This window comes from Methylocystis silviterrae, assembly GCF_013350005.1.
GTDB lineage: Bacteria > Pseudomonadota > Alphaproteobacteria > Rhizobiales > Beijerinckiaceae > Methylocystis > Methylocystis silviterrae.
In genome coordinates, this window is record NZ_JABVWW010000011.1 from 56,770 (window position 1) to 82,381 (window position 25,612).

Here is a 25,612-nt window from a genome sequence, read left to right on the forward strand (position 1 = left end):
CACGTAGCCATGCCCATCTGGACGCCCGAACAGGATCAAGCGCTGACCGCCGTCGCGCGCTGGCTTGAAACGCCTGGCGCGCGGCAGGTGTTTCGGCTGTTCGGATACGCCGGAACGGGCAAATCGACGCTCGCGCGTCATCTCGCCGAACATGTCGACGGCGATGTCGCCTTCGCGGCCTTCACCGGCAAGGCGGCGCTCGTCATGCGCTCCAAGGGCTGCAAGGACGCGCGCACGATTCATAGCCTCATCTATCGCGCGACCGACACTGAGACCGAAGAGCCGTCCTTCGTTCTCAACGACGACAGCGCCGCGGCGCATGCGAAACTCATCGTGGTCGATGAATGCTCGATGGTCGACGAGGAGCTCGGCCGCGATCTTCTGTCCTTCGGCAAGAAGGTGCTGGTGCTCGGCGATCCGGCGCAATTGCCGCCGGTGAAAGGCGGCGGCTTCTTCACCGACGCCGAACCTGACGTGATGCTGAAAGAAGTGCATCGGCAGGCGGCGGACAATCCGATCATCCGCCTGTCAATGGCGATCCGCGCAGGCGAGGGCGTCGAACGCGGCGTCTTCGGCGATACGCGCGTCATCAGCCGTGACGCGCTCGATCCCGCGCTCGTGACCGGCGCCGATCAGGTGCTCGTCGGCCTGAACAAAACGCGGCGCGCCTATAATGGACGCCTTCGCCAGCTGCGCGGCTTTACGGGCGAGTTGCCGCAGTCCGGCGAAAAGCTCGTCTGCTTGCGCAACAATCGCAAGAAGGGACTTCTGAACGGCGCGCTGTTCACGGTAAAGAGCGCCGGAGCCCTGCGCCGCGGCAAGGTGAGAATGCTAGTGACGCCGGAAGATGGCGAAGCCGCCAAATTTCAGCGCGTGGCGGTCGTTCCGCAACTGTTCGGCGCGGAAAGCGACATTCCTTATGCGCTTCGCAAGGACTCGGACGAGTTCGATTTCGGTTATGCGCTCACCGTCCACAAGGCGCAGGGGTCGCAATGGGACGACGTGACGCTTTTCGATGAGTCCTTCGCCTTCCGCGAACATCGGGCGCGGTGGCTCTACACGGGCGTGACGCGCGCCGCGAAGAGACTGACGCTCGTCATGTGACGCTTAGAGCAGGTTCCGAAAAAGTTGACAGACTTTTTCGATGAGAACCTGCTCCACCATTTTGATTTTGAGCGATTCCTTATCGATCACATGATTCCATGTGATCGATAAGCGCTCTAGAACGAGGCCCGCTGTCGTCATGGCCGTTGCAGCGAAGCTGGGATTTATTTTCCCCAGGCGTCGATGGCGTCAGCGAAGACGCGCTCGCCAGAGGGGCCTTTTTCCATGTTGATCGTCGCCGCGCGGCCGTCGGTGAGCTGCATCGGCAGGTCGATCGCCGCGAGCGACCGCAACAGGAGAATGTTGCGCGCCTCATGGTCGCCGCGCATCAGGCCGATGAGGAAATTGTTCTCGGTGATGGGCACGGGAATGCCGGCGACTTTTTCTCCCGACTGTGCATCGGAGCGGCGCATCTGGATGGGGCCGATGGCCTTGACGCCGCCGATGGGACTGCCCGGCGCCACCGTGAACGACACGTTGATGGTGTGCGAGGCCGAAAGGGTGGCGTCGGTGTTCTTGCGAAACAGCAGAGTCATCTTCAGCTTCGCGTCGGGGACGTCGATGTCGCCGCGGATGGCCGATCCGACGGGTTCGCCGGGCCCACCGACGTTCTCAAGGCGCCAGACGGCGGAGCCATTGTAGATTTTATCGACTTTTGTGGGCTCGGCGAGCGAGCCGACCCACATCTCCGCCTTTTGCGCCACCGGCACGGCGGGGCTGCGCGGCGTCGGCGCTTTGACCGGCTCCCTTTCGCGTCCGACGCGATCGTTGATCTTGCCGCTTTCTGGTTCGCTGGAGGGCGACTCCTCCGGTTTCAGCTTAGCCAAATCCTCGGGCTGCTCGCGAAGCTGCCAGGCGAGCGTTCCGACGACCGCCACGAGCGCCACGACGACGCCGGCGACGGAAAGAATGAGACGCTTCGAACGCTGCGGCCTCGGCGCCGGCGGCAGCGGCGCTGGCGGCCTCTGTGATTCGCGCAGCGGAACATCGTCTTCGCCCGCGATGGAGGAGTGAGGCGCATCGCGCCTAGTCGATTCTGCGCCATCACTCGGCGCGCGCTCGAGGGGTTTGGCCGTGCTGATCGGATGTGGCTTGCGCTGCGGCGCAGACATCCCATCGCGAGCCCGTGTCGCTTGCGCGTCGTTTGCAGCGCGCTCTGTTTCGACTTGCTGGATCGCGTCTTCGAGCGCGCGGCCTTCGGCGGCGATGTCGGCGTCCGCGACCGGCGGCTGGATGCCGCGCAACTGATTGAACAACGCCTTGCGGGCGCGTTCATAGACCGCTTGGCGCGTGTCCGGCGTGGACTGCGGCAGAGCGGCGACCGCTCTCGCGATCAGAGAATGGTAGTCTGCCATGTTCGGTTAAGAGCACTTCCGGCTTTTGGCGTCAATCCTGACGCCGCCGGAGTCCAAGAAAACTCGGGGATTTCCCGGCGTCCGCGCGTCATGATCGCATATGCGCCTCAGTTCACTCGAAGTGTCGCCAAATGGAGATCACGCACTCCCTGGCGCAATGATCGCTTCAGCGCTCATTCTTGCTTCGTTCGCTTGCTTCATGCGCGCGCCTGCACACGCTGTGAGCATGGATAAGACCTCGAGCATGAAGGATTCTTGCGACTCGACGCTCATTCAGATGGCGGCGATTTGCCGGAATGCCTCGCGCGAAAATTATTGCGACGCGCTCGCGTCTATTGGCGCGGCCTCTTCCCGGGAAGGCTGCGCGTTAAACTTCGCCAAGCGGCGGTTTGGGGCGCGCCATCAGACGCGCGGGCGGCGGCGCGGCGATCAACCAGTAAATCGCCCCCGCCAGAGCGCCGGTCAGAAAAAACAACAGCGCGATTCTTAATTCGAGCGGGCTCGCTTCGCGGGCGCGATCAAGTCCCATTGCGGCGCGGGCGATCCACGGCGACGCGCCGGCGAGCGTCGCGCTCGCTCCCGAATACCAGAGGAGCGAGCGTGCGCCGGCGATCTCGCCGATCAGCGCCGCGACCGCGAGGGGCGCGACGCAGGTGGCGATGATGATCGCCCAAACGATGAATCCGAATGTCGCCAGAGGATCGCTCCATCCGCCGGCGCGCACATCTTCTTCGACGAAGGCGAATAGGCCGGACGTCGCGGCGACAAACCCCGCTTCCCGCGTCGTCGGATCAAGGAGCGCCGAGACGATGAGAAAAATGGTCCCGACGCCCACGGCGAGGACGAAGCCGAAAGCCATGACCACGATCCGGCGCATCATTGGAGCTGTCTTTCCTGGCGCGCCAAGTTATGGTTCGAGCACCGAATCCCAGTAGAGATAGTCCATCCAGCTTTCGTGCAGGTAATTGGGCGGAAACAGCCGGCCGTTGCGATGCAGGTCGGTGACGCTCGGCTGAAAGGGCGCCTGCGCCGGCGACATATGCGCCTCCCTCGGCAGGCGGTCGCCCTTGCGCAGATTGCAGGGCGAACACGCCGCGACGACGTTTTCCCACGTCGTCGCGCCTCCTTTCGATCGAGGAATGACGTGATCGAACGTCAGTTCCTCATGTTCTCCGCAATATTGGCAGGTGAAGCGATCGCGCAGGAACACGTTGAACCGCGTGAACGCCGGCTGACGGGTCGGCCGCACATACTCCTTGAGCGACACGACCGACGGCAGACGCATCTCGAAGCTCGGGCTTTTGACGGTCTTGTCGTATTCCGAGACGATATTCACGCGATCAAGAAAGACCGCCTTGATTGCGTCCTGCCACCCCCACAGCGAGAGCGGATAGTAGCTCAGCGGCCTGTAGTCGGCGTTGAGCACGAGCGCGGGGCACGCCTGCGGCGACACGGTCTGTTGACGAAAATGTGCAGTCACCCTGCTTCCTCTCGGATTGAGGAGGGGCCTGACGGACCGCGCCAAGGTCCAGCCCTTTGCGATGGCGCATATTTTACAGTCACGACGACAGGCTTGTGAAGGCCCGCGCCGAGACTTCCGCCGCGGAAGAGGGCTTCGCCTTCAGAAGGCGATAAACGCTGGTGAAACAGTAAGCTGCAAGAAGCGGCTTGGATCTAAAAAGTAATCGGTATGTCTTTGTTTCGACGACTTCTATGCAGAACTGTCGCCGCTCGCCTATTCGCCGCTCGTCCTTGGCTGCCAGATCGGGGCGACCGCCGTCGAAAACCGCGAATTATTCGTCCCAAGGCCAGCGCGCGCCCAAGCGTGGCCCTTGCTCACGGTCGACGGCCTGTTGCCTACTGCTGGAGTGATTCGCCTCCTTCACACGGCCGACTGGCATCTTGGCGCGACGCTGCAGGGCTGGTCGCGCGACGCCGAGCACCGCGACGCGCTGGCCCAGCTTGTCGCCATCGCCCGGGAGCGGGCGGTCGACGCCGTCATCGTGGCGGGCGACGTTTTTGACAGCCTCAATCCTTCCGCCGACGCCCAGCGGCTGCTCTACGACACATTGCGCGACTTGCGCGTCGCCTGTCCGCATGCGCGCATCGCGCTCGTCGCCGGCAATCATGACCCGGCGGCGCGACTCGAAGCGCCGCGCGCATTGTTCGAGATGGCCGACGTCGTTTCGATCGGCGCTTTTGCGCGTCGCGACGGCGCCTTCGACGCCCGCGCGCATCTTTCGCCAATCCGCGACGCCAGCGGCAGAATTGGCGCACATTTGCTCGCGCTGCCCTATCCGCGCGCGGTGGATCTGCCCGTAACGAGCGGAGGCGGCGCCGCCAGCGCCGTGCGCGAGGCCTATCGCGAGGCGGTCGAAAGCGCGCGGCGCGAAATCGGCGCGGCGCCGCTCATCGTCACCGGCCATCTTCATGTCGCAGGCGCGCTCGAATCGGAAGGGTCCGAACGACGGATTCTCGTCGGCGGCGAACACGCTCTTCCGTCCGATATGTTTTCGCCCGATATCGCTTATGTTGCGCTTGGCCATCTGCATCGTCCGCAATCCGTCGACCGCGAGACGATCCGCTACTCCGGCTCGCTCATTCCCATGTCGAAGACCGAAATCGGCTATGCGCATGGCGTCAGCATCGTCGATGTCGATGACAGCGGCGCGGTTGTCGTCCAACACGCGCCGATCATCCGTCACGTCCGTCATTTGCGGGCGCCGGCGAGCGGCGCTCTGCGCCTTGCTGAACTTGAGTCCGCGCTTGCGGCGCTCGATTTGGACGCCTCAGCGCCGATAGACGCCTGGCCCTTCGCGCATCTCGCGATCAGGGTCGACGGCCCGGCTGTCGGATTGAAAGCCGAACTCGACGCCATTTGCGAGAAATTCCCGCTGCGCGTCGTTTCGACCAGCGTCGAGCGGCCGGAAGCCCCTGCGGCGGCCCCGACGCCGCTGCGCCTCGCCGAGCGCAAACCGATGGACTTATTTCGCGAAGCCTTTGAGCAGGCGCACGGCGTCGCGCCGACCGACAATCATTTCGACTGTTTCGAGCGTCTTCTGCAGGAGGCGTGACATTGCGCATTCTGGCGATCAGAGGCGCTAATCTCGCCAGTCTCGCCGAAGGCTTCGCCATCGACTTCGACAGCGAGCCGCTGCGCTCGGCGGGCCTCTTCGCCATCACCGGAGAAACCGGCGCCGGCAAGTCGACGATTCTCGACGCGATCTGTCTCGCGCTTTACGACAAATTCCCGCGCGTCGTCGCGGCCGGCGCGAGCGAAGGCGCGCCAGATCCGTCTGGAGAGACGCTCGGCTCTGGCGACCCGCGCACAATTCTTCGCCGCGGCGCCGGACGCGGGTTCGCGGAGGTCGATTTTATTGGCAAGGACGGGCTGCGCTATCGGGCGCGCTGCGACCTACAGCGCGCGCGCGGCAGAGCGTCGGGCGCGCTACAAAAGCGCGCCAGGTCGCTGTGGCGAATCGACGAGGCCGGCGAAATCGTCGCGCCGGTCGAGAGCGGCATAGAGCCGGTCAACGCTCGCGTCGTCGAATTGACCGATCTCACCTTCGACCAGTTTCGTCGCACGGCGCTTTTGGCGCAGGGCGAATTCGACGCCTTTCTGCGCGCCGACGCGAAGGAGCGCGCCGAGCTTCTCGAAAAAATCACCGGCGCTGAAATCTATGGCGTTCTGTCGCAGCGGGCCTTTGAGCGCGCCCGCGAGGCGCAACAGGCGACAGCTCTTATCGAACGCAGTTGCGCCCAGATCGGCGTGATGTCGGAAGACGAACGCGCCGCGATCGATGCAGACGTCGCAGCGACCGAAGCCGAACGTGCGCAAGTCGCCGAAAGGCGCAGCGCGATGGCTGATGCGCTGCGCCGGTTCGACGCCTTGGCTCAGGCGCACGCAAAGCTTGCGCAGGCGATGACGGCGCGCGCGGGCGCGTTGCGGGCGTTTGACGAGATGGCGCCGCGGCGCGAAACGCTCGCGGCGCTCGCGCAGGTCGAGCCGCTGCGCGCCCCGCGGGACGAGACGCGGCGCGCCGAGGAAACGCAAAAGACGACGCTCGAAGACGCCGCCGACGCCCAAGCGAAAGCGGGCGCCGCTCAAGAAGCTTTCGCCGCTCAGGAGGCGCGCGCGCGCTCGGCTTCAGAGGAGGTCGCCGCCTCGGAAGCCGAGATGACCCGTTTTGCGCCGATCTGGTCCGAAGCGGCGGCGCTCGACGCGCGCATCGCCAATTTGGCGCAGGAGGAAGCGAAGGCGCGGAGCGTCGCTCGGGACGCCGCGTTGCGCGCGCAGGCGAAGCGGGACGAACGCGCCGAAACAATGGAACGGCGCGCCGATATTGAACGCGAGAAGGAGACGGCGCTCGCGGAGCTTGCGCGCCTCGAGCCGGCGCGGGCGCTCAGCGAACGCTGGCGAGACATCGACGATTGGCTGACGAAGCGCGCCGAAATCTCGCAAGCCAAGCGCGCCTGTGATGGCGCGCTCGCAGCGGCCTTCGCCGACATCGATCGCGGCGACGCCACGCTTGCGGACTTTAACGCGCGCGACGCGCAAGACAGAGCGGCCTGTGAAAAGCTAGCCGCGCAAATTGCGGACCGCGACTGCGCGCTCGTCGCCCTCGACGAAACGGCCGCGCTCGCCCGCGCTGACGATTTGACGCGCGCCGTCGAGCTGATCGAAGCTTTGCGTAGATGCGCGCGCACATTTGACGAGGCGGACGTCGCGGCGGCTTCCGCGCATCAGGACATCGCCCGCTACGCTGAGGACGAAGCGGCGGTTCGACAGAAGCTCGAGGGAGTACGTTCGGAGCGCGCGCGACAGGCAGCGCAAAGCGCCGAGGCCGAACGCTTCGGCGAGTTGGCGGACGCCGCGGCGGATCCCCATGCGCTGCGATTGCGCGCGGCGTTGAACGAGGATGCGCCGTGCCCCGTGTGCGGCGCGCGCGAACATCCTTTCTCCGAGACGCATGATGCGGCGAGCGCGTTAATCGAAGCGCTGCGTGTGCGGCGCGACGAGTCGCGGCGAACGCTCAGCAGATTGGACGAGGAGACTGTCTCATTGAGCACGCGGGCGGCGCAGGCTCAAGCGCTTCACGAAGACGCGTCGCGTCGCGCCGCACAAGCGCAAGCGGCTCGCGCGCGCGCCGAGGCCGAATATGCGTCGCTGCTGCGCGCCGATTGCGCGCGAGATATGGCGCCGGAGCTGGCGCCGCCGACGTCAATTCCATCAGCCTCGCCGCGGCTACAAGCATTGGCGAAGGAGCTTGCGACCGCGCGCGACGGCGTCGCGCAACAGCTTCGCGCCGCGCGTCGGCTGCGTGAGGAGCGGGATCGGCTGCGCGCTGAGCGCGACGCAATTCGTCAGGCGCTCGACGCGCGTCAGCAGGAGCGTGCGGCGCTCGCAGTATCGCTGGAGGCTATGCGCGAAGCGCGCGCGCGGTCCAGGGCGGAAGGCGCCGGACTGGTTGAGCGTCTCGAATCACTCGATCGGTCGCTCGCGCCTTATCTGCAGCTTTGCGACCTCTCGGCCGCGGATCTCGATCGCGACGCCGTTTCCGCGCGCCGCCGGCTCGAGGCGGCGGGCGCGCATTATCGGGAGGCGCTGGCGCGGTCGGATGCGGTCGCCGCAAACCTCGCCGCGATCGGACTGAAGGCGGAGCGCGTTGCGGCGGAAGCAGACAGCGCATGCGTCCGCGAGGCCGAAGCCAACGACGATCATCAGGCGCGCGCAAGGAGCCTGACTGAGGCGCGCGATGCGCGCGCGTTGCTTCTGGGGGGAGAAGCGACGGCCGCGCATCGGTCGCGTATTGAGGGTCTCCACAGGGCGGCTATTGCGGCGCGCGACGAGGCGCGCCAGCGGCTCGCTGAAGCTCAGCAGTCGAAAACCGCCTGCGAGACGCGTCGCGTCCATTGTGCAAGCGCCGCGGAAAGCGCGGCGGCGCGCGCCGTGCAAGCGCGCGCGGTCTTTGCAATGGCGCTCGAGGCCGCCGGCTTCGACGAGGCGAGCGCGGCGCCTCTTCTTGCGACGTCGCGCGAAGAGCAGGCGGAGCTGCGTCGCGTCGTCGAGGCGGCGGAAGCCGAGCGCGCGGCGGCCGAGGCTGCCGTCAAGGCGCGGCAGGTTGATTACGATGAAGCCAAAGCCGTCGCTCCGTCGGAGGTTTTGCGTGAGGAGCTCGCCGCGGAGGAGAAAGACATCGCTGGTCGCCTCGACGAAATGTCGGCGCGGCTCGGCGCGCTGCGCGAGCGTGGCGCGAAGGACGATGAGGCGCGGGAACGCGCGACAGCGCTCGGCGAGGAACTCGAGCGCGCGCGCACAAACGCCAAACTTTGGAACGAGATCAATGACGCCATCGGATCGGCGAGCGGCGACAAATTCCGCCGTTTCGCGCAGGCCGCGACGCTGCAGCATCTCGTCGCGCTCGCCAATCAGCGCCTGGCGCTGCTTGCGCCGCGCTATGCGCTGGAGCGCTCGGGCGACGCGGGCTCTCTGGGGCTCCAGATCATCGACCGCGATCTTGGCGACGAGCGCCGTTCGACCCGTTCGCTCTCCGGCGGGGAGCGCTTCCTCGCGTCGCTGGCGCTTGCCTTAGCGCTTGCCGGACTCGAGGGGCGCGATTCATTCGTCGACACGCTGTTCATCGATGAAGGATTTGGCGCGCTCGATTCCGCGACCCTCGACGTCGTCATAGACGCGTTGGAGACGCTGCAGGGGCAGGGCAGGCGGGTGGGGGTGATCAGCCATGTCGATTCGCTCCAGCAGCGCATCGCCACGAAAATCTGCGTCGAGCGGCGAGGCGGCGGAGTCAGCGTGGTGCGGCTGCGCGCGCCGAATTACGCGTGACCCGTGATGCCACGCCAACCCCGAAAGAAGTAGCCGATCGATTCTTCCCCAGGGATGAGTCGCGCCGAAACAGCCCCAAATTTGCGGCGACGAATCCAAAAAAAAACGACTGCTGTGGCGGCAAAGCCACAAAAAACAATGATCAGCCGCCAGAACTGTGGCGCTGGCGCCACACCCGCTGTCTCTTGCAGCGTCACATTACAGCTAGGGCAAAGTTTGTCACGGCTCTGTCATCCAGCGTCGGCTTCACTGTCGCCCGAAAGTTAACCCGGGGGAAAAAACCTATGAAACTTGGAGTTGGACAACGCGCGCTCGCCATCGCTGCGTTCGGCTTAATTGCGACGGCTTCGGCCACTCCGGCCGCGGCCGACACCGCGTCCGAACTTCGCGAATTGAAGGCGCGGCTGCAGCAGCTTGAAGCGCAGGTCGCCAAGCAACGCGCCGAGGTCAAGCGCGCGACCAATGTTGCGAACGCCGCTCAGGCGCATGTCAGTAAGGACGGTCATGGCCATCCGCCGCCGCCGCCGGTCTTCGTCAGCTTCAAGAACGGTCTGTTCGTCGAAACCGAAGACAAAGCCTTCTCGATCCATATCGGCGGCCGCGTCCATGCCGACGGCGGCTGGCAGAGCGACCCGGGCAATGGCGACGCGAGCAATGTGCTGCTGCGCCGCGCCCGTCTCGATGTCGCCGGCAAGGCGTTCAAATATTGGTATTACCGGACCCAGTTCGAATTCGGCGGAAGCACCGGCGCCGCGAGCTCGGCCAACGTACGCGACGCCTGGCTGGCGTTCAAATACCCGCTTTTGACCACCGTTGGACTTCCCTACCAGTGGCCCGTCGTCATTCAGCTGGCCAATCAGTTGCGGCCTCTTGGTCTCGAGGCGATGAGCACCTCAAACTCCGGCATCACCTTCATCGAGCGTTCGATGATGTCGGACGCCTTCAATACGCCAAGACGACATCTCGGCGCGTCGATCTCCAGCGGCGGTCACAATTGGGGCGTCAAGGCCGGCATCTATAGCACCAGCCCGCAAGACCGCGGCATTCGTCCGACCAACAATCGGCTCGGCCAATATTGGGAGGTTGACGGCCGCGCGGTCTTCCTGCCGATTCGCACCGAAGAAGATCTTATCCATATCGGCGCCACGGGCCGCTACTATCAAAACAATGGCGCCAGCGGCGCTTCGAACGACGAATTGATCGTCGGACCCGGCGTGCGCAACGAAGCCAACGCGCTCAACACGCGCCTGCTCGGCACGCCGGATATGTCGTGCAACCCGGGCGGACCGTACAATCTCTTTGGTTCAGCATGGGCGTCTAACCCGGCGTTGGGCGGTTCGCTCGTTCAGAGCAACTGTCTGAAAAACTCCACCCAGTTCAACGTCGAATTCGTGGCCATTCACGGGCCCTTCAGCATTCAGGCCGAATACTCTCAGGCCTACTACAACCGCAACTCCTACAACTCGGCTGCTCTGCTAATTACCCCCGGCGCGCTTACGGGCGTTCCCGCGCTTCAGGCGGCGCGGCTCGCGGCGGGACAAGGTCTCCAAAGCTCCGCAGCGTTTGACGGCTTTTATGCGCAGGCTCAGCTGTTCCTGACCGGCGAAACGCGCATCACCGCTTACACGGACATAGACCACAACATCAACACGCCCTACACCTTCTCGACGCAACCCAAGATCCTCAATCCGATCAGCAAGGGCGGCTATGGAGCTTGGGAAGTCGCGGCGCGCTGGAGCTCGATCAACCTCGACAACGGCTCGCAAGGCGCCTGGAGCTATCTTCCGGCCTATGGCGCGCTTGGCCTCGTTCCCGGCGTCGCCACCCCCGGTGGTCTATTCCCGGCGGTTCTCGCCGCGAATTCGGTCGGGGTCACCGGCGGTCGCGTCAACAAGATCACGCTGGGCCTGAACTGGTATCCGGAAAAGGGCTACCGCTTCCTGTTCAATTACGGCCGCGTCCTTGCCAATGTCGCGCCATTCAACCAGCCTTGGCTCAGCTCGAACGACACCAACTCCTTCCTCACCCGCGCGGAAGTTTGGTGGTAACAGTCTCTTCCGTCTGACTCTCAAGCAATCCCGCTGGGTTCTCCCGGCGGGATTTTCATTTTGATCTACGTTTGCGGGAACCGCGCAGGGGCAGGGCTTCACACGAAATCCGTTCGAACGGCTCGGATTGTCATTCCCGACGCGCGCCATGCGCGATCGGGAATCCAGAGCAAAACCAGCTTTCTTGAATTGGCTCTGGATTCCCGGTCAGGCCTTTGGCCTGCCGGGAATGACGCCGTCCAAGCGAACGAATTAGCCGGAATCCATATCACTCGTGCCACATCCGGATCAGATCGCCGATGATTTTGAGCTGCAGATCGGCGATCGCGTCATGTCCGTTCTTTTCCATATAGGCGCCAAGGACGGCATTGAGATCGCGTAGAACTTTGCGGCGGCCTTCGTCGCGGATGCGGCTCTTGACCCAGCCGACGCAGGCGAGACGGCTGCCGCGCGTCACCTTGGCGACGCGATGCGTCAGACCGGTCGAATAGACGAAGATGCTGCCGATTTTCGGTTTGACCTTGATGAGCCCGTGCTCCTGCTCGAGCACAAGTTCGCCGCCATCGTAATTGCTGTGATCCTCGAGAAACAAAGTGAAGGACAGATCGCAACGGACGCCTTCCATGATCGGCGAATCCGAATGATTGCCGTATTCCATTCCCTCGTCGTAGCGATTGATGATCACGCCGACGAGCTTCTCCGGCATCGCGAAGAGGTCGACGCCCGGATGCGCAAGAATGAGTGACTTGATCTCGTCGAGGACTTTGCCTGCCTTGCGCTCGTCAAGCTGAAGATTTTTCTTGACGTTCGCCGCCATTCCGCCGGCCGTGGACGCCCCCGAAACAAAGGGCGCGTTGAGAATGCGCTGGCGGAAGCGCGCGCATTGGTCTTCGTCGAGGAAATCATCGATGAGCAGCACGTTCGTCGCTTTCTACAGGAATATGTCGTAACGCGTCCCTCGCCACGCTCTACGAGAACATGCCGTTACGATAAAGCCATCACGATCATGCCGAGCGGAGTGCGTTGTGATCGGCCTAGGAGCCTCCGATCTCGCATCGGCCGCATACTAGAGTCACGCCAAAAATGCCTAAAGATCGCGGGCGCAGCAAGTCTGGCTGTCTGGAGGAGCAGGACTCGGTCCCTCGCGATGGCGGAGTTCGCCTAACGGAAGCGCGAGCGGGCGTTGTTGGAGAACCAGCGTAGAGGAGGCCAGGAATGTCGCTAACCATTCGTTAAGGTTAACGCCGCACCCTGTCGCCGAACATAAATGGACGTGCGGAACAGGACTTGGCGATTCGGCGGGAGAAGCAGGCAGTCATCCTGGCGACGCTCGGGGCATTGCTCTCGACCAGCGCCGGCGCATCCGACAGCGCCATTGAGGCGCGATTGCGAATGCTTGAAGCGGAGATCGCCAGGCTTCGTCCGCTGGAAGCCGAGGTCGCCAAGCTTCGTCAGGAGGCGCGCCAGTCGAAATCGCCGTCGCGAAGTTCGAACTCGAAAGGCCGTCCGCAGCAGAGCGAAACGAATATCGCCAACGCCGCGGCGTCCAAGGGGTCGTCCGATACGCCCCCACGGCCGCCGGTGTTTGTCAGCTTCAAGAACGGCCTCTTCGTCGAGACCGAAGACAAGGCGTATAGCTTCAAGGTCGGCGGCCGCATCATCATCGACGGCGGCGGCATCGCTCTGCCGCTCAACGGTTTCGACAATCAGGTCGGCGGGCGCCAGCTTCGGCTCGAGGTCGAAGGCAAGGCGGCGCAGATCTACTTCTACAAGCTGCAATACGACTTCACCGGAACAAGCCAGATCACCGGCGTCAATCACGTGTACGGCGGCATTCGCGACGCCTATTTTGGCATCCAAAGCCCGCTGTTCACGCTGCCTTTCGCCAAGGAGCCGGCCTACGTCATGGTCGGCAGCATGTTCGAGCCCTTCAGCGTCGAGGCGATCAATTCCTCAAAATACCGCGACTTCATCGAACGCTCGCTTGCGGTCGACACCTTCCAGCCGGATCGTCATATCGGCCTTGCAATGGGCGCCTACGGCGACGACTGGACCTTCAAGGGCGGCATATTCAGCACCAGCTTCGGCGATGCGAGCCTGAACCCCGCGCGTGGGTATCCGGCGACCTGGGGCATTCCGCGACTTTATATTCCCAACGCGGGCGGCGGCGCGCCATTCCCATCCAACACGACTTGGTTCCAAGCCACAGGAGGCGGTCAGTATTTCGACGTGACCGGCCGCTTGACCTATGCGCCGATCCACACCGAGCATGATCTCCTCCACGTCGGGGCCTCCGGCCGCTACCATCAGCCAAACGACTCCACGGCGGTGAACAACGATCGGGTCCTTGCGCTGGGCAACCGCATCAGATCGGAAGCCAATATCCTCGGCCAGGGCCTCATTGGCACGCCGGATCTTTCCTGCGGAACGATCGTGGGACCAATACCCCAAAACCTCTTCAACAGCTCCGCCTTCGCCGGAAAATGCACCAAGAGCGTCGAATCCTTCGGCGTTGAATTGGCGGCGTCGCACGGGCCGTTCGGCATCCAGGCGGAATATTTCGGCGCCTTTTACAACCGCGATCAAAACGCGATCAACCGTGCGACCTATCTAACGGCGGCTTCGGCGGCGACCGGCGCCATTCCCGTTAACGGCTCTCTGGTTCCGTTCAATCCGGGAGGACGGTCCGCCTATTTCGACGGCTATTACATCCAGGGCACGTATTGGATCACCGGCGAAGAGCGCGCGCAGTCCTACGATATCCGCGACAAGAATGGCGCAACCTTTAATCAGCTCAAGATCAAAAATCCCTTGAGCGCAGGTGGTTATGGCGCCTGGGGCTTGGCTGCGCGTTTCAGCTCCGTTGACCTCAACAACGGGCCCTACAACGGGAATACTCTCTATAACCTGCTGGCGCTCACGACTTTCGTCACGCCAAATCCATTCGCCCGGACCTACATCGCCAACGCCGGGATAAACGGCGGCCGTCAGCAGAATCTTACGATCGGCGTCAACTGGTACCCGGACGGGGGCGTCGCATTCCAGGCGAACTGGACGCGTGTGATGAACATCGTCGCGCCATTGAACCTTTACAACGGTGGTCCGCTCCCCACGCTTCTCGGCGCCAATTATACCGGCGCGCATCCCAATTTGTTTGAGGTTCGCGCCAAGGTTTATTGGTAAGCGGCGCCACTTTCAGGCAAACAACCGTCGGCGGGCGTTTCCTTGTACGCCCTGCGATGCTATATCTCGTGGAATCTAATCCGCCGAAAGGGAGCGTTCGGCTTCGCCGATGAGGTCGCTTGTGACGACGCTCAGGCGCCTCGTGGGGCGTCCATTTCCCCGGCGCTACGGGTCGAGAACGCGCATGAACCGCTATGACCGCCAGCCTCAGCCCGCTGAAGAGGCTGTCGTCGAATACCTCGACGGCGAATATCGCGTGCGCAAGCCCGGCGCCTATGTGCGCTGCGCCGTGACCGGCGAACCAATTCCGCTCGAGGATCTGCGCTATTGGAACGTCGATCTGCAGGAGCCTTACAGCGGGCCGCACGCCAAGCTGATGCGTCTTGGCGTTAAGAAGCCCGATTAACGATCGCAAAGGCGCGCTTCATCCGCCTTGCGCAGCCCGCGAAGCGCATCGTCCAGAACGACGGCGTCATCGAAAACGAGAGTGACGGGTAGCGTATCGACGCCGAGCGTCGCAAGCTGACCGCCCATTCGCGCCGCATCCTTTTCCGTCGTGACGAGCCGCGCGCCCTGTTCCTGCCGCAACTTCGATAGCGTCGCGCAATCTCTTTGCGTGAATTGGCGGTGATCGGCGAATGAGACCCGCGCCGCGACTTCGGCGCCGGATGCCTCCAACAAGCTGAAGAATTTCTCTGGCCGCGCGATGCCGGCGAAAGCGACGACGCGCGCGCCTTGCATCGCTTCGGCGGCATTCGCGTCGGGCGCCAAACGCGCGGCGAAGACAGGCTTGCTGGCGCGCGCGGCGATGTCGCGCGCGCGCGCGCCATTGCCGATCACGACCAGAATATCCGCCGCCGCAAGCTGCGCATCGAGCGGCGCGCGCAACGGTCCGGCCGGGATGCAGCGGCCATTGCCCGCGCCATAGTCCGAGTCGATCACGATGAGCGTCAGGTCGGGCGCGATGCGACGGCTGTGGAAGCCGTCGTCGAGAAGGACGACGGTGGCGCCGAGGCGCTGCGCCAGGTCTGCGCTCGCAATTCGGTCTGCGCCGACGATCGTCGGCGCGACGCGCGCAAGTAGCAGCGCTTCATCGCCAATCTCGTCCGCGCCGTGACGCGTCAAGTCCACGACGAAGGAGGACGTTCCGCCGCGCCTGCGGCGATAGCCCCGGGTGAGAAGGGCAGGGCGCTCTCCCGCCGCCTTGAGACGCTGCGCGAGGGCGATGGCGAGAGGCGTCTTGCCGTCGCCGCCCGCAGTCAGTCCGCCGACGACGATGGTCGGCAAATTGGCGCGCGGCGCGTCGCACGCCAATCGCTTGCGCGCGATGGCGCCGTAGAGCGCGCCGAGCGGAGACAGGAGCCGCGCCGTCGCGCCGTCTTCACGCCAGAAGGCGGGCGCGCGCATCTCAAAAAGCGGCGCCGCGCGCGACGGTCATTGCTGGGCCACCGCCATTTGCGCGAGATAGGGTTCGACGGCGGTCATGATGCCGCGCGAGGCGCCGCCCAATCTCTCGACGGTTTCCGCGGCCGCGCGTCCCATTTTGCGCATGCGCGCGGGATCGGCGAGGAGATACTGCGCGGCCCGCGCCAGCGATGCGGCGTCTGTAACGCGCGCGGCGCCCTTTGCGGCTGCGAGTTCGCCGTAGACTTCCGTGAAGTTTTCGACATAGGGGCCATGCAAAATGGCGCAGCCGAGCTTCGCCGGCTCGATTGGATTTTGTCCGCCGCCGCCGGGCAACAGCGACTTGCCCATCAGGACGACCCCGACGCTTCGGAAAATGAGGCCAAGCTCACCGACGCTGTCGACGACATAGACGTCGACGTCACGGCGCGGCTCGCCTTCCTGCGAACGTAAGGCCGCAGTCAATCCTCTGGCGCGCGCGGCTTCGACGATCTCGACGCCGCGCTCCCAGCGCCGTGGCGCGATGATCGTCAGCAGCGACGGGGTTTGCGCGGCCATGTCGACATGCGCGTCGAGCACGAGGTCTTCTTCGCCGGGATGGGTGGAGACCGCCGCCCACGCCGGCCGCGCGCCGATCGCGCCATTGAACTCGGCAAGTTTTGCAGAGTCGGCCGGCGGCGGCGGCACGTCGAATTTGAGATTGCCGGCGATGCGCACGCAACGCGCGCCGAGCGCCAGAAAGCGGGCCGCATTATCGGAATCCTGCGCGAGGCAAAGATCGACGGCGCCGAAGACGGATTTCGCCGCGCCGGGAACGGCGCGCCAGCGCTCGGCGGATTTGCGGGAGATGCGGGCGTTGGCGAGAACCAGCGGCGCGCCGCGCGCGTGCACGGCCGCGACGATATTGGGCCAAAGCTCCGACTCGGCGAAGACCGCGATGTCGGGACGCCAATGATCGAGGAAGCGTTCGACGAATTTCGGGGCGTCGATCGGCGCGTATTGATGAAAGGCGCCCGCTGGCAAGCGCGCGCTGAGAACGCGCGCAGACGAGACGGTGCCGCTTGTCACGAGCACGTCGAGTCCGCGCTGAATGAAGCGGTCGATGAGCGGCAGCAGCGACAGGCTTTCGCCGAGGCTCGCGCCGTGCAGCCAGACGAGTCGTCCGCGCGGTCGGGGGCGATTCGACTCGCCCATGCGTTCGGCCAACCGCGCGGGATCTTCCTTGCCATGGTTGGCGCGCCAATTGAGCGCGGCGCTGGCGAAGGGCGTCGCCGCGATCGTCGCCAGCCGGTACACTGTCAGAAGCGACATGTTTCCAATCTATTAAAATCCGGTCCACATGCGCCATCTGACGGCGTCTTCTCCGCGCGTCGGGCCAACCGGAATGACACTTCTATGCCTGGCAATACCGGCGAATTTTGGAAGGCCGCCTATAGCTTCTCCACATCCGGATCGAGCAGCCGATAAAGGTGCACCACGAAATAACGCATATGCGCATTGTCCACCGTGGATTGCGCTTTCGCTTTCCATGCGGCGAGCGCGCTATCATTGTCCGGATAGATGCCGACGACGTCGAGCTTGCTCGGGTCGCGGAACGCGACGCCGTCGAGCGTTTCCAGCTCGCCGCCAAATACAAGATGCAACAGCTGTTTTTCTTTCTTCGCCGAGGTTGCTTGCGTCGTCTTGTTCATAATTTTCCTTCCAAGACCTCCCGCGCCAGCGCGAGGCTATCGTCGAACAGCGATTTCGGAGCCGCGATGAGCATGTCGCGGGCGAGCGACGGGCGATTATAGGTGAGCGCGACGCCCTCCGGCTCGCTCAACATGGCGCCCGCTTCTGCGAGGAGAATATCCGCGGCGGCGATGTCCCAGTCGCGCGCATTGGGCGCGGCGACCACGACATCATGCCGACCGGAGGCGATATCGGCAAGCCGCAGCGCGAGCGAGGGCGTTCGCGGCGCCATCACGAATCCCCGTGGCGACGCGGCCAATCGGTCCTGCATCGCACGAGGCGCGACGAGCGCCGCGCCGGCGATTTCGGCGCGCTGCGGCGCGATGAGGGGGGAGCCGTTGAGGAAGGCGCCGAGTCCGAGCGCGCCGATGTAAGTCTCGCCCAGCGCCGGCGCATGGATGATCCCGGCGACCGGCCGGCCGCCAACCACCAGAGCGATGGAAACCGACCAACGCGCGTCGCCGCGCGAGAACGCCAGCGTTCCATCGATCGGATCGACCACCATCAAGGCGTCGCGCGCCAGCCGCTCGGCGGTGTCGACGCTCTCTTCGGAAAGCCACGCCGCCTCGGGCGCAATGCGCGCCATCTCATGGAACAGGAACCGATCGACCGCGAAATCGGCCTCGGTGACCGGCGAGCCGCCGCCCTTGTAGGACACTGCGGCGGTCGTGGTTTCGCCCAGGCGGAAATAAGCCATGGCGATGTCGCCGGCCCTGCGCGTGACGCTCTCGAGTTCTGGAAGAAAAGCGGCGAGTTCTGCTTGGCTGGAGCCCATCATGAGGAGGAGTAGGTGAGGCGCCGGCGGGCCGCAAGCGGGCGCGTTGCGCAGAATAGGAGCAATTTGAACGAATTCGTTTTCATGGACTTCACCCTCATCGCCTAAATCATGCGTAGAAGCAATGATTTACGTGCTGTTCACCAGGCTTTTTAGCGCCTTCGCGGTCAGGCTGCGGCAATATGGGGCCGAGACGGAATTCAAGCTGCAAGGAGCGATCGATGGTTGAGGCCAATACTGCGCGCAGGATCGAGGAAACGGTCTTTGTTCAGCGTGATCGCCGCGCCGACGGCGGGGCGCGGCGCATCCGCGTCACTCGCGACGACGTTTTGATCTCCCGCCGCTTCAGCGGCATCTCCATGGTTATATCTGTGCCCGTCACCGCCTATTGCGGCGTCGCCCTCGAGGTGCAGCCCGCGGACGACGGATCGCCGCGCTACGTTCTTTCACTGGCGCACCGCGACCCGGACCTCGACATTCTTCTCGGCGATACTCAAGACTGCGGCGCCGCTGCGTCCGACTGGCGTCACTGGGCGACCTGGCTTGGGCTGCCGCGGGTCGCCGAGGAGGATGGCGCGTTGCGTTCGCTCGAGAGCGTTGGCGAAGAGATCGCCGCCGCCTTCGCGCGCCGGCGCTGCGAGACCAGTTTGGGCAAGCGTCGTCCACGATTTCTCATTCGCCGCAAGGCCGGCGACTCGCGTCGCACCAAGGTCGTGTACGGCGCGGAGCGCGAGATCATTTCTTATGAATGAAGCGTCTCCTGCGCGGCCGACGCGCCAAGGACGATCTTCTCGAAGCCTTCGCGGATCTCCTGCTCCTTGAGCTTCCTGCCGATGAAGACGAGGCGCGATTCGCGCTTCTCTCCTTCTTTCCATTCTCGCTGCAAATCGCCATCGAGGATCTGATGGACGCCTTGGAACACGAACCGCCGCGGCTCGTCCTTGAAGGCGATGATTCCCTTGCTGCGCAGAATGTCCGGTCCGTCGCGCTGGATGAGGTCGTTCAGCCAGGGAACGAAGCGTTCGGGATCGACCGCGCCTTCGTGGCGGATCGAGACGGAATGCATCTCGTCGTCGTGGAAATGCTTCAGCCCGGCGTGAGGCGCGGGGTGATCTTCATGCGCGTGGCCATGCTCATGGCCATGACCGTGCTGATGGTCGTGGTCGTGATGATCATGGTCGTGATGATCATGGCCGCAATCTGGAGCGCATTCGTGATCATGGCCATCGTCATGATCGTGACTCGACTCCTCGGCTTCGAGGAACGCCGGCTCGATCTCCAGAATCCGGTCGAGGTCGAAGGCGTTGCGCTCCAAAACCGCCTGCAAGGGAACGTCCGACCGCACCGCGCGATGCAAAGCGGCGTAAGGATTGATCGCGCGGATGCGGCCTTCGACTTCCGCGAGCTCATCGGCTGAAACGAGATCGGTTTTGTTCAGGACGATCACGTCGGCGAAGGCGATCTGACTCTTCGCTTCCGGCGCGTCCTTCAGCCGCTCGCCAAGCCATTTGGCGTCGGCGACCGTCACCACCGCATCGAGCCGCGCCGCCTCCTTGACGTCAGCATCCATGAAGAAAGTCTGCGCGACGGGCGCCGGATTGGCGAGCCCCGTCGTCTCGACGACGATCGCGTCGAACTTGCCGCGTCGGCGCATCAGGCCCTCGATGATGCGAATGAGATCGCCGCGCACGGTGCAGCAGATGCAGCCGTTGTTCATCTCGAAGACTTCTTCGTCTGCGCCGACGACAAGGTCATTGTCGATGCCGATCTCGCCGAACTCATTGACGATGACGGCGTAGCGCCGGCCATGCTGCTCGGTGAGAATGCGATTGAGAAGCGTCGTCTTGCCGGCGCCGAGATAGCCGGTGATGACGGTAACGGGGATTTTCTCGGTCAATGCCGCTTACTCCAGTTTCGTTCGCCCTCACCCTGTCCCTCCCCCGCAAGCGGGAGAGGGGACCCTAATGATCGGCCTTGTGCGAAACTCTTTAAGAGGGCCGGGCCTGCACCCTCTCCCACGAAGTGGGGGAGGGGTGGGGAGGGGGGCTACTGCGCCAAGGCTTTCGCCAATTGTCTTACATTGTGGCGCATCATGTCGATATAGGTCGCGCCATCGCCCTTGGCGTCGGACAGCGCATCGGAATAGAGCACGCCGCCCATCCGGGCGCCGGTCTCGCTGGCGATCCTTTTGGCGAGGCGCGGATCGGCGATGTTTTCGATGAAGACCGCCCGAACCTTATGCGCCCTGACCGCGTCGATGATCTTCGCCACGTCGCGGGCGCTGACGTCAGCTTCCGTCGACACGCCCTGCGGCGCGATGAACTCGACGCCGTAGCGCGCGGCGAAATAGCCGAAGGCGTCATGAGTCGAGACGACGCGGCGTCGCTCCTGGGGAATGGCGGCGATCGCCTGCTGGATTTCCGCGTCGAGCGCGTCGAGCTTGGCGAGATAGGCGTCGGCGTTGGCCTTATAGGTCTTTGCGCCCTCAGGATCGACGGCCGTCAGCGCTTCCCGGATCTCCTCCACATAAACTTTGGCGTTGGCGACGTCCTGCCAAGCGTGCGGATCTTGTCCCTCTTCGTCCTTTCGCGCAGTGACGCCTTTGCCTAAGGTGAACACCTCGCCCTTGCTTTTGGCGGCAGTGACGAGACGGTCGAGCCAGCCTTCAAATCCGAGCCCGTTGACGAAAATCAGCCGCGCTTGCGCGATGCTGCGGCCGTCGGCCGGACTGGGCTGATAGACATGCGCGTCGCCGTCGGGCCCGACGATGGTGGTGACGGCCACCCGGTCGCCGCCGACCTGCCGCACAAGATCGCCGATAATCGAAAAGCTGGCGACGACGGGAATTTTCTGCCCTTGCGCCATCGCTGGCGCGACGCATGCGGCGAATGAAAGCGCGAGCGCGCTGCGGCGTGTAAGCATCGTTCTATCCTTCGAGATGCCGGCGCGGCCGTTTCAACCGCAGCACGCCGCCGGCGCGGCCAAAAATCATCGAGAAAAAATAGACGACGCCCGCGGCGAGAATGATGGCGGGTCCCGTCGGCGCGCTGGTCTCGTTGGAGAAGACGAGACCGCCGTAACAGCAGAGGGCGCCGATCGCCGCGGCGAGGGGCAGGGCGATGGCGAGATCGCGCGTCCACAACCGCGCCGCAGCGGCGGGAAGCATCATCACGCCGACGGCCATCAGCGTGCCGAGCGCGTGAAAGCCGGCGACGAGATTGAGCACCACCAAAGCGAGGAACAGAAACGGCGTGAATTCGCCGAATGGGCTCGTCTGCCGCAAGAACAGAGGATCGAGCGTATCCAACACCAGCGCTCGGTAGAAAACCGCCAGCAGAATGAGCGTGACGGTCGAGACGCCGACGAGCAGCAGCAGCGCCGCGTCGTCCAGTCCGACGACCGAGCCGAAGAGCACGTGGAGCAGATCGACGTTTGAGCCGCGCAGCGATACGAGCGTCACGCCCAGCGCCAGCGAGACGAGATAGAAGGCCGCGAGCGACGCGTCCTCGCGCAGCGTCGTAAATCGCGAGGCCGCGCCGGCGGCGAGCGCGACGACGAGTCCGGCGAAGAGGCCGCCGAAGGTCATCGCCGGCAAAGACAGGCCGGCGACGAGATAGCCGACGGCGGCCCCAGGCAGGATCGCATGGGACAGCGCGTCGCCGGCAAGCGACATGCGACGAAGGATCAAGAAGACGCCGAGCGGCGCGCCTGAAAGCGCGAGCGCCAGGGAGCCGACAAGCGCCCGTCGCATGAATTCATAATCGGCGAATGGCGTGACGAAGACGTCAGTGAACATGCAGGCGATCTTCGGCGTCAAACTCATCGCGAAGACATTCGCGCGCGCGCTCATCGAAGGCTTCCGACATGGCGCGCGCGCGGACGAGATTCTTTTCGCAAAGGGCGTCGCGCGTGTCGCCCCAGAATATGCACTCGCGGGCAAGCAGCAGCGTGCGCGGGAAGGCGCGGCGGACAATGTCCAATTCGTGCAGAACGGCGACGACGGTGCGCCCTTCGGCGCGCCATCGCGCGATCAAGGCCAAAAGATCGTCGATCGTCGCTGCGTCGATCGCGCCGAAAGGCTCGTCGAGAAGAATGACCGGCTGATCCTGGACGATCAGACGCGCGAACAGCGCCCGTTGCATCTGTCCGCCGGACAGGGTTTCGAGCGTCCGCGATTCGAAGCCGACGAGTCCGACCGTTTCGATCGCCGCGCCCACCCGAACCTGCTCGCCCGCGTTCAGCGCCCGGAAAAGACCGACGCGCGCCAGAGCGCCCATGGCCACGAAATCGCGCACGTTGATCGGGAAAGCGCGGTCAATGTCGACGACCTGCGGCAGATAGGCGACGGCGCGCGGCGACAGGCCGCTGAAATGGATATCTCCGCCAAGCGGCGTCAGCAGCCCGGCGAGCGCCTTGAGCAGCGTCGACTTGCCGGCGCCGTTCGGGCCGCAGACGGCGAGTCCTTCTCCAGGGGCGATTTCGCCCTCAAGGTGGTGAACCGCGGGGCGGCGATCATAGCCGAGGGTGAGATTGACGAGCCGGATCGCCGGCGCATTGGCGGCCGCGCTCAATGCAGCGCCCAGTAGGCGCCGGCCCACAAGGCCGCAAGAAGCAGCGCGGCGACGATAACGCGGGCGCCGGCGGAAGCTCCGAGAGCTGTGAGCCGCGCCTCTCGAGCGCCAGCGGCTGCGCCGGCGCGCACATGCTGGGGCAGGGCGCGTTCTTGCGTCGTCATGTCGAACATAACCAATGTTATATTATAACGCCGAGATTGAACAAGGAGTCATGCGCCTTACCAGCGCGGATAGGCGCCGGGGAGCGCCGCGTTATGTATAGGTTGAGGCGCGTTCGCGCCAATCGGCCGTGGACAGGGGAAGGCGATTCTGTTATCCCGTGCCGCACGGGTCAGGCGCTCCGTCAGCGCCCGGAGACCTATTACCTATTAAAGCCGCTCAACGACGGAGCCGTCGCGGCGGATCCCAAACACAGGATGGATACGTGCAAGTTCTCGTTCGCGACAACAATGTCGATCAGGCGCTCAAGGCTCTGAAAAAGAAGATGCAACGCGAGGGCATCTTCCGCGAAATGAAACTGCGCGGTCATTATGAAAAGCCGTCCGAGAAGCGCGCGCGAGAGAAGGCCGAAGCGGTCCGTCGCGCCCGCAAGCTGGCCCGCAAGAAGCTCCAGCGCGAAGGCCTGCTGCCGGTGAAGGCGAAGCCGGTCGGCGCCCGCTGATCCGGCTGGAGCCGTCGAATTCTCGCCGGATTGCAGGCGCTTTTTAAAAATTGCGCTTAGAAGAGACACGGGGAAGACGCATTGCGGCTGGGAGGATCTGAAGGCATGGGCTTTTGCCGTGCGGCGACGTCGCGTCGCCAAGCTTCGCTCCTATCTGGTCAGGCCCTAACGCGCAGCGCGGCGGCGCTCGCCATCATCGCTCTGGCGGGCTGCGAAACCGCGAGCGGCATCCGGCCGCCGGGACGCGGGATCGCCGAGATCGCCGACACCGACCCGAACTCCGCCTCCGTCAACATTAATTCGCTCAGCGAAGTGATTCGGCGCAATCCGTCGAGCGCTGAGGCGTACGACACCCGCGGCGTCGCTTACGCTCGGGTCGGGCGGTTCCAGGAGGCGGTCGCCGACTTCACGCAGGCTATCAAGCTCGAGCCAAATAATTCGGCGGCCTACACCAATCGTGCGCTCGCGCTCCGCCAAATGGGCCAGAGCGACGCCGCCCGCGCCGACTTCGACCGCGCGATCGAAGTCAATCCCAAACATGCGCCGGCTTACGTCGGTCGCGCCAACCTGCTGCGCGCCCAGGGCAACCTTGATCAGGCGCTTGCCGATCTCGACCAGGCCATTCGCCTCAATCCCGAAAGCGCGCAGGCGTTTCATGCACGCGGGCTGATCCATCAGAAACGCGGCGATGATGCGCGCGCCGTGACCGATTTCGACAACGCCATCGACCGCGATCCCTTTGCGGCGGCGCCCTACCTGGCGCGCGGCGAAAGCTTGGTCACGCTCGGCAAATACGATAAGGCGGTCGAGGATTTCAACGCCGCGCTCAACGTCGACAGCAAGAGCGCGCTCGCGTGGGCTTGGCTCGGCGTCGCTTACGACAAGAGCGGCAACCGCTCCAAGGCGCGGGAATCCTTTCAGCGCGCGCTCACGCTCGATCCGCAGCAGCCCCTCGCCAGACAGGGCATGGGACGCGGCTAACGCAGGTTCCGAAAAGTTGACGGACTTTTTCGATGGAACCTGCTCCACCATTTTGATTTTGAGCGATTCCTTATCGATCACATGATTCCATGTGATCGGGACGCGCTCTAGTCTCGCGAGACGCGCTGGTCCTCGCGCCATTGCCGGTAAATCGCAATCGCGAAGGCGACGGCCAGCACCAGCACGCAGCCGGCGATCGAAAGCCCAAGTTCAAGCGCGCCGTGGTTCGTGACATGCACGAATGTGGGCAGGGCCGGGTCGGCGCCCGCCATGTCGCCCGCGACCCAGCCGAGAAGGCCCGCGCCGGCCCAGACCAGCGCCGGAAATCTCTCCAGCACCTTCAGCAGCGCGCCCGCGCCGAACATGACGATCGGCACCGAAACGAGAAGCCCAAAGACGATGAGATTGGTCGAGCCATGCGCCGCCGCCGCGATGGCGATCACATTGTCGAGCGACATCACGGCGTCCGCCATAATGATTGCGCCGACCGCGCTCCAGAGGTTGGGTTTGGCCTTGACGTCGGAATGCTCGGCTTCGTCGATCAGCAGTTTCACAGCGACGATGAGCAGCAGAATGGCGCCGACAATTTTCAGATAGGGAACCGCCATAAGCTCGACGACGACGAGCGTGAAAGCGATGCGCAGAATGACGCCGCCAAGCGCGCCCAAAAATACGCCCCAGCGCCGCTGGCGCACCGGCAGTTGCCGGCACGCAAGCGCGATCAAAATTGCATTGTCGCCCGAGAGCAGCAGGTTGATCCAGATGATCTCGAAGACTTCCCAGCCAAGGTTCAATTCCGGAGACATGCGCGCTTCTTACCTGCCGGGCGAAGCCCATTGCTGCGATTGCCGACGATCGGAGTCGCTAAGACGATCCCGCCTCGGCGCAATGCGCCTGATACATTGGCGATGGGCGACTGTGGCCACCTGATACTGAAGCTTTTCATCTGGAG

22 protein-coding genes and 1 pseudogene are annotated in these 25,612 nt (G+C 64.2%); 9 read left to right on the forward strand and 14 right to left on the reverse strand.

The window, feature by feature from the left end; genetic code table 11:
• The first annotated feature begins 9 nt into the window (after positions 1 to 9).
• Positions 10 to 1,104, forward strand: a complete 1,095-nt coding sequence (locus HUN39_RS12560; RefSeq protein WP_175094843.1) for an ATP-dependent DNA helicase — start codon at positions 10 to 12, stop codon at positions 1,102 to 1,104.
• A 164-nt stretch (positions 1,105 to 1,268) separates the two neighbouring features.
• On the opposite strand, the gene HUN39_RS12565 is transcribed toward HUN39_RS12560, so the two are convergent.
• The 3 genes from HUN39_RS12565 to HUN39_RS12575 all read right to left on the reverse strand — a co-directional run bounded on the left by HUN39_RS12565 (position 1,269) and on the right by HUN39_RS12575 (position 3,939).
• Positions 1,269 to 2,459: a hypothetical protein gene (locus tag HUN39_RS12565; RefSeq protein ID WP_175094844.1), complete on the reverse strand. Its 1,191-nt coding sequence runs from the start codon at positions 2,457 to 2,459 to the stop codon at positions 1,269 to 1,271.
• Positions 2,460 to 2,826: 367 nt separating this feature from the next.
• Complete coding sequence (locus tag HUN39_RS12570) at positions 2,827 to 3,339, reverse strand: hypothetical protein (RefSeq protein WP_175094845.1); 513 nt, start codon at positions 3,337 to 3,339, stop codon at positions 2,827 to 2,829.
• Positions 3,340 to 3,366: 27 nt separating this feature from the next.
• The gene (locus tag HUN39_RS12575) at positions 3,367 to 3,939 is read right to left on the reverse strand and encodes an HNH endonuclease (RefSeq protein ID WP_175094846.1); all 573 of its coding nucleotides are present in this window, start codon (positions 3,937 to 3,939) and stop codon (positions 3,367 to 3,369) included.
• 352 nt (positions 3,940 to 4,291) lie between these two features.
• Between HUN39_RS12575 and HUN39_RS12580 the strand changes: the two genes are divergently transcribed.
• From HUN39_RS12580 to HUN39_RS12590, 3 genes are all read left to right on the forward strand, one after another.
• The gene (locus HUN39_RS12580; RefSeq protein ID WP_210266952.1) at positions 4,292 to 5,533 is read left to right on the forward strand and encodes an exonuclease SbcCD subunit D; all 1,242 of its coding nucleotides are present in this window, start codon (positions 4,292 to 4,294) and stop codon (positions 5,531 to 5,533) included.
• Entirely contained in the window at positions 5,530 to 9,303 is a 3,774-nt protein-coding gene (locus tag HUN39_RS12585; RefSeq protein WP_175094847.1) for an AAA family ATPase, read from the forward strand. The genes HUN39_RS12580 and HUN39_RS12585 overlap by 4 nt, the downstream gene beginning before the upstream one ends.
• Before the next feature lie 284 nt (positions 9,304 to 9,587).
• Positions 9,588 to 11,351 (forward strand): OprO/OprP family phosphate-selective porin, encoded by a 1,764-nt coding sequence (locus tag HUN39_RS12590; protein ID WP_175094848.1) that lies wholly within the window; start codon positions 9,588 to 9,590, stop codon positions 11,349 to 11,351.
• Positions 11,352 to 11,619: 268 nt separating this feature from the next.
• Here HUN39_RS12590 and HUN39_RS12595 read toward each other — a convergent pair whose 3' ends face one another.
• Positions 11,620 to 12,270, reverse strand: a complete 651-nt coding sequence (locus tag HUN39_RS12595; RefSeq protein WP_175094849.1) for a Fe2+-dependent dioxygenase — start codon at positions 12,268 to 12,270, stop codon at positions 11,620 to 11,622.
• A 368-nt stretch (positions 12,271 to 12,638) separates the two neighbouring features.
• On the opposite strand from HUN39_RS12595, the gene HUN39_RS12600 reads away from it, so the two are divergent.
• Together HUN39_RS12600 and HUN39_RS12605 are read left to right on the forward strand one after the other, a co-directional pair.
• Positions 12,639 to 14,534: a porin gene (locus HUN39_RS12600; protein ID WP_175094850.1), complete on the forward strand. Its 1,896-nt coding sequence runs from the start codon at positions 12,639 to 12,641 to the stop codon at positions 14,532 to 14,534.
• A 184-nt stretch (positions 14,535 to 14,718) separates the two neighbouring features.
• Positions 14,719 to 14,940, forward strand: a complete 222-nt coding sequence (locus tag HUN39_RS12605; protein ID WP_014890019.1) for a DUF2093 domain-containing protein — start codon at positions 14,719 to 14,721, stop codon at positions 14,938 to 14,940.
• On the opposite strand, the gene lpxK is transcribed toward HUN39_RS12605, so the two are convergent.
• From lpxK to HUN39_RS12625, 4 genes are all read right to left on the reverse strand, one after another.
• A complete protein-coding gene (gene lpxK, locus HUN39_RS12610; RefSeq protein ID WP_175094851.1) occupies positions 14,937 to 15,941 on the reverse strand; it encodes a tetraacyldisaccharide 4'-kinase in 1,005 nt (334 codons plus the stop codon). The genes HUN39_RS12605 and lpxK overlap by 4 nt on opposite strands.
• Positions 15,942 to 15,968: 27 nt before the next feature.
• Entirely contained in the window at positions 15,969 to 17,249 is a 1,281-nt protein-coding gene (locus HUN39_RS12615; RefSeq protein ID WP_175094852.1) for a 3-deoxy-D-manno-octulosonic acid transferase, read from the reverse strand.
• 119 nt (positions 17,250 to 17,368) lie between these two features.
• Positions 17,369 to 17,629 (reverse strand): DUF4170 domain-containing protein, encoded by a 261-nt coding sequence (locus tag HUN39_RS12620; protein ID WP_175094853.1) that lies wholly within the window; start codon positions 17,627 to 17,629, stop codon positions 17,369 to 17,371.
• On the reverse strand, positions 17,626 to 18,447 hold the full coding sequence (locus tag HUN39_RS12625; RefSeq protein ID WP_332310758.1) for a 3'(2'),5'-bisphosphate nucleotidase CysQ: 822 nt from the start codon (positions 18,445 to 18,447) through the stop codon (positions 17,626 to 17,628). The genes HUN39_RS12620 and HUN39_RS12625 overlap by 4 nt, the downstream gene beginning before the upstream one ends.
• 218 nt (positions 18,448 to 18,665) lie before the next feature.
• On the opposite strand from HUN39_RS12625, the gene HUN39_RS12630 reads away from it, so the two are divergent.
• A complete protein-coding gene (locus HUN39_RS12630) occupies positions 18,666 to 19,196 on the forward strand; it encodes a DUF6101 family protein (protein ID WP_175094854.1) in 531 nt (176 codons plus the stop codon).
• Here the strand turns inward: HUN39_RS12630 and HUN39_RS12635 are convergent.
• The 5 genes from HUN39_RS12635 to HUN39_RS12655 form a co-directional block, all read right to left on the reverse strand.
• Positions 19,187 to 20,341 carry a CobW family GTP-binding protein gene (locus HUN39_RS12635; RefSeq protein WP_175094855.1) on the reverse strand — a complete coding sequence of 385 codons (1,155 nt, stop codon included), beginning with the start codon at positions 20,339 to 20,341 and terminating at the stop codon, positions 19,187 to 19,189. The genes HUN39_RS12630 and HUN39_RS12635 overlap by 10 nt on opposite strands.
• 149 nt (positions 20,342 to 20,490) lie before the next feature.
• Positions 20,491 to 21,366: a metal ABC transporter substrate-binding protein gene (locus HUN39_RS12640; protein WP_175094856.1), complete on the reverse strand. Its 876-nt coding sequence runs from the start codon at positions 21,364 to 21,366 to the stop codon at positions 20,491 to 20,493.
• Between the two features lie 4 nt (positions 21,367 to 21,370).
• A complete protein-coding gene (locus HUN39_RS12645) occupies positions 21,371 to 22,240 on the reverse strand; it encodes a metal ABC transporter permease (RefSeq protein WP_175094886.1) in 870 nt (289 codons plus the stop codon).
• Positions 22,230 to 23,015: a metal ABC transporter ATP-binding protein gene (locus HUN39_RS12650; RefSeq protein WP_175094857.1), complete on the reverse strand. Its 786-nt coding sequence runs from the start codon at positions 23,013 to 23,015 to the stop codon at positions 22,230 to 22,232. The genes HUN39_RS12645 and HUN39_RS12650 overlap by 11 nt, the downstream gene beginning before the upstream one ends.
• Positions 23,012 to 23,179 carry a hypothetical protein gene (locus HUN39_RS12655; protein WP_175094858.1) on the reverse strand — a complete coding sequence of 56 codons (168 nt, stop codon included), beginning with the start codon at positions 23,177 to 23,179 and terminating at the stop codon, positions 23,012 to 23,014. The genes HUN39_RS12650 and HUN39_RS12655 overlap by 4 nt, the downstream gene beginning before the upstream one ends.
• Before the next feature lie 263 nt (positions 23,180 to 23,442).
• Between HUN39_RS12655 and rpsU the strand changes: the two are divergent.
• Together rpsU and HUN39_RS12665 are read left to right on the forward strand one after the other, a co-directional pair.
• A pseudogene (gene rpsU / locus HUN39_RS12660) lies at positions 23,443 to 23,667 on the forward strand (30S ribosomal protein S21); the annotation flags it as partial.
• A 117-nt stretch (positions 23,668 to 23,784) separates the two neighbouring features.
• Positions 23,785 to 24,660 carry a tetratricopeptide repeat protein gene (locus HUN39_RS12665; protein ID WP_175094859.1) on the forward strand — a complete coding sequence of 292 codons (876 nt, stop codon included), beginning with the start codon at positions 23,785 to 23,787 and terminating at the stop codon, positions 24,658 to 24,660.
• 107 nt (positions 24,661 to 24,767) lie between these two features.
• Here HUN39_RS12665 and HUN39_RS12670 read toward each other — a convergent pair whose 3' ends face one another.
• The gene (locus HUN39_RS12670; protein ID WP_175094860.1) at positions 24,768 to 25,466 is read right to left on the reverse strand and encodes a TerC family protein; all 699 of its coding nucleotides are present in this window, start codon (positions 25,464 to 25,466) and stop codon (positions 24,768 to 24,770) included.
• Between the last annotated feature and the right edge of the window lie 146 nt (positions 25,467 to 25,612).

Coding starts and splice junctions, on each gene's coding strand:
- lpxK (WP_175094851.1), bottom strand. CDS start 15,941: ATGCGCGCGCCCGCCTTCTGGCGTGAAGACGGCGCGACGGCGCGGCTC.
- HUN39_RS12640 (WP_175094856.1), bottom strand. CDS start 21,366: ATGCTTACACGCCGCAGCGCGCTCGCGCTTTCATTCGCCGCATGCGTC.
- HUN39_RS12605 (WP_014890019.1), top strand. CDS start 14,719: ATGAACCGCTATGACCGCCAGCCTCAGCCCGCTGAAGAGGCTGTCGTC.
- HUN39_RS12655 (WP_175094858.1), bottom strand. CDS start 23,179: ATGACGACGCAAGAACGCGCCCTGCCCCAGCATGTGCGCGCCGGCGCA.
- HUN39_RS12620 (WP_175094853.1), bottom strand. CDS start 17,629: ATGAACAAGACGACGCAAGCAACCTCGGCGAAGAAAGAAAAACAGCTG.
- HUN39_RS12670 (WP_175094860.1), bottom strand. CDS start 25,466: ATGTCTCCGGAATTGAACCTTGGCTGGGAAGTCTTCGAGATCATCTGG.
- HUN39_RS12590 (WP_175094848.1), top strand. CDS start 9,588: ATGAAACTTGGAGTTGGACAACGCGCGCTCGCCATCGCTGCGTTCGGC.
- HUN39_RS12625 (WP_332310758.1), bottom strand. CDS start 18,447: ATGATGGGCTCCAGCCAAGCAGAACTCGCCGCTTTTCTTCCAGAACTC.
- HUN39_RS12645 (WP_175094886.1), bottom strand. CDS start 22,240: ATGTTCACTGACGTCTTCGTCACGCCATTCGCCGATTATGAATTCATG.
- HUN39_RS12570 (WP_175094845.1), bottom strand. CDS start 3,339: ATGATGCGCCGGATCGTGGTCATGGCTTTCGGCTTCGTCCTCGCCGTG.
- HUN39_RS12615 (WP_175094852.1), bottom strand. CDS start 17,249: ATGTCGCTTCTGACAGTGTACCGGCTGGCGACGATCGCGGCGACGCCC.
- HUN39_RS12560 (WP_175094843.1), top strand. CDS start 10: ATGCCCATCTGGACGCCCGAACAGGATCAAGCGCTGACCGCCGTCGCG.
- HUN39_RS12665 (WP_175094859.1), top strand. CDS start 23,785: ATGGGCTTTTGCCGTGCGGCGACGTCGCGTCGCCAAGCTTCGCTCCTA.
- HUN39_RS12565 (WP_175094844.1), bottom strand. CDS start 2,459: ATGGCAGACTACCATTCTCTGATCGCGAGAGCGGTCGCCGCTCTGCCG.
- HUN39_RS12630 (WP_175094854.1), top strand. CDS start 18,666: ATGGTTGAGGCCAATACTGCGCGCAGGATCGAGGAAACGGTCTTTGTT.